We start from the raw sequence: 2885 nt of genomic DNA on the forward strand, positions 1-2885 counted from the left end.
GACGTCGAGGCTTGAGCAAACTGCTTGTGGCCCGTCCCTCGCTTCACTAGAACCGGCTGTGGTTATGGGCCCCCGCGTTCGCGGGGACGACGTGGATAGATTTGTGTGATGATTTCGAATAGCAGCAGCGCCTTGAAAGACATCCCCGGCACCGTCGCGCTTGCCGGCGCGGGAAAAATGGGCGGCGCGATGCTGACGGGCTGGCTGGCGCAGGGGCTCGATGTCAGACGCGTCGTGGTGATCGAGCCGCATCCTTCGGCCGAGATCACCGCGCTGGTGGCGAAAGGCATGCGCCTCAATCCATCGGCCAGTGAAGCGGCCAAGGAAGCCGGCGCGGTCGACACGCTGGTGGTCGCGGTCAAACCGCAATCGTTCCGCGAAGCCGGCGCGGCGTTGAAGCCGATCACGGGATCGTCGACGCTGGTGGTCTCGATCATGGCCGGCACCACCATCGCCGCGCTCGAGGCGGCCTGCGGCGGCATGGTGGTGCGCGCGATGCCAAACACGCCGGCGGCAATCGGCCGCGGCATCACGGTGGCGGTGGCGGCAAAAAAAAGACAGCGCCGCCCAGCGCGCGACCGCCGACGCGCTGCTGCGCGCCATCGGCGCGGTGGAATGGGTCGATGACGAAGGCCTGATGGACGCGGTGACCGCCGTCTCCGGCTCCGGGCCGGCCTATGTGTTCCTGCTCGCCGAGGCGCTGGCGCGCGCCGGCATCGAGGCCGGGTTGCCAGCGGAGCTTGCAACGAAACTCGCGCGTGAAACCGTGGCGGGTTCGGGCGAATTGCTGCATCGCTCGGAGCTTGCCTCCGCGACATTGCGCCAGAACGTCACCTCGCCCGGCGGCACCACCGCGGCGGCGCTCGAGGTGCTGATGGGCAAGGACGGCCTGCAGCCGCTGATGATCCGCGCCATTGCCGCGGCGACCAGGCGGTCGAAGGAATTGGCGAAGTAGTTTCTGCTTCCACCGTCATTGCGAGCGAAGCGACGCAATCCATCTCGCCGATGCAAGGAAAGTATGGATTGCTTCGTCGCTTCCGCCTTCGCTCTTTGAGCTACGGCGGACAAGTTGCTCCTCGCAATGACGAAAGTGGAGACTACCCTGCGCCCAGCCGCCTGTTGAAATTCTCGACATTGACGAGGCCGCGGGCGTGGCGGCCGGCGCCGATCCGGCGCGCGCCCTCGAACGCCTCGACCTCGAACCGGATCACGCGGCGCTCGACCGCGATCACCTCTGCCGTGGTCCGCACCGTGGCGCCGACCAGCACTGCTGCAAGATGGCGGATATCGACCTCGGTGCCGACGGTGACCCAGCCCGGCGCGAGCGCGCCGCGGATGGCGTCACCCGACGCCATCTCCATCTCCAGAATCATCATCGGGGTCGCATAGACCATCGGCATGCCGGGCACGAAATGCCCGACCGTGCGCTCGATCGGCACCACGAGCATTCGCTCGGCGCGCATGCCGATGCTGATGGCGTCGCGTGCATCCATGGACGATTCCGTTGTGCGAACACCCTCGCCGTCGTCCCGGCCTTGAGCCGGGACCCATAACCACAACCGTTGATGTTGCGCAAAAGCTGGGGCCGCTGCCGGCGTCTATAACGAACATCGGTGGTTATGGGTCCCCGCGTGCGCGGGGACGACGGGTGATGAAAGCCGCGTTACTTCTTCGCCGCGGCGGCGCGTTCCACGAACGTCTTGCCGCCCTTCATCTTGTGCGTCAGCGGCGCCTCGTTGATCTGGATCACGACGGCATCGGCATCGACGCCGAGGTTTTTCACCAGCGCCTGGGTGATGTCGCGCATCATGCCGGCCTTCTGCTCATCGGTGCGGCCGGCGGCCATGCTCACGGTAATCTCAGGCATTTGTCTCTCCCTCGTTTTTGTTACGTTACTCTTGCCTCGAACACGGTCCTCGTCCTGAGGAGCGGCCCGTTGGCCGCGTCTCGAAGGATGCGCTCATTGTCCTCATGGTTCGAGACGGCGCAGGGGCGCCTCCTCGCCATGAGGCCTAATTCCACTTCACGTCATGCCAATTCAGAAGCTTGCGGACTTCCTCGACCAGCAAATCTTCCGCCACTTTGATTTGTAACAAAGCCTGCTTCTGCAAATATTCCTCACGATCCTTCTCAAGCGTCGCAAGATGCGCGCCAAGAATGAGATTCTTTATGAGAACCTGCGGCCCCGCGGGATCGCCTTTCTCATCGCTGCCCTGAATAATCACACACGGCGAATTGCGCTTGTCGGCATATTTGAGCTGATTGCCCATATTTTTGGGATTGCCGAGGTAGAGTTCAGCGCGGATGTTGGCATTGCGCAAAGCAGCCACCATCTTCTGATAATCGGCAACACGTTCTCGGTCGAACACGGTGACGACGACGGGGCCGAACCCCGATTTGGTGTCGAGCTTGCTGAGCATCGTGAGTGCGGCCTGCAACCGCGATACTCCGATCGAGAAACCCGTTGCCGGCACCGGCTCGCTGCGAAACCGCGACACCAGACCATCATAACGCCCGCCGCCGCCGACCGAGCCGAATCTGACAGGGCGGCCCTTTTCGTCTTTAGTTTCGAGCGTCAACTCAACTTCGTAAACCGGGCCAGTGTAATATTCGAGACCACGGACGACGGAAGGATCGATACGGATTTGGTCAGGACCATAACCGGCGCTTCGAATAATTCTTCGTATTAATTCAATCTCGCGAAGTCCTTCAACTATCAAAGGTGATAGAATATCAACTCCAAGCCCGTTCTTTAAAAGCTCCTCGTATCTTTTTCGAGAGAACGGTTTCTTCCACTCTCGACCAATAAGTTTTAGCACCCTGTCAATGTTCGCGATCGGAGAAATAACCTTAAGCACTGTATCTGTTTGCCGACTGGTTAGGTC

At 61.6% G+C, this 2885-nt stretch carries 2 protein-coding genes and 2 pseudogenes; 1 reads left to right on the forward strand and 3 read right to left on the reverse strand.

The annotated features are described in order from the left end of the window. The first annotated feature begins 108 nt into the window (after positions 1 to 108). Positions 109 to 955: pseudogene (gene proC, locus WCE35_RS22740) on the forward strand (pyrroline-5-carboxylate reductase). Positions 956 to 1097: 142 nt separating this feature from the next. Here the strand turns inward: proC and WCE35_RS22745 are convergent. The 3 genes and pseudogenes from WCE35_RS22745 to WCE35_RS22755 all read right to left on the reverse strand — a co-directional run. After that, entirely contained in the window at positions 1098 to 1493 is a 396-nt protein-coding gene (locus WCE35_RS22745) for a thioesterase family protein (RefSeq protein WP_424595564.1), read from the reverse strand. 170 nt (positions 1494 to 1663) lie between these two features. Continuing rightward, a pseudogene (locus WCE35_RS22750) lies at positions 1664 to 1912 on the reverse strand (tautomerase family protein); the annotation flags it as partial. A 100-nt stretch (positions 1913 to 2012) separates the two neighbouring features. Continuing rightward, on the reverse strand, positions 2013 to 2885 hold an 873-nt coding region (locus tag WCE35_RS22755; protein ID WP_424595565.1), incomplete at its 5' end, for an ATP phosphoribosyltransferase regulatory subunit.

It is taken from the genome of Bradyrhizobium sp. (assembly GCF_049691595.1).
In the GTDB taxonomy this organism is placed as follows: domain Bacteria; phylum Pseudomonadota; class Alphaproteobacteria; order Rhizobiales; family Xanthobacteraceae; genus Bradyrhizobium.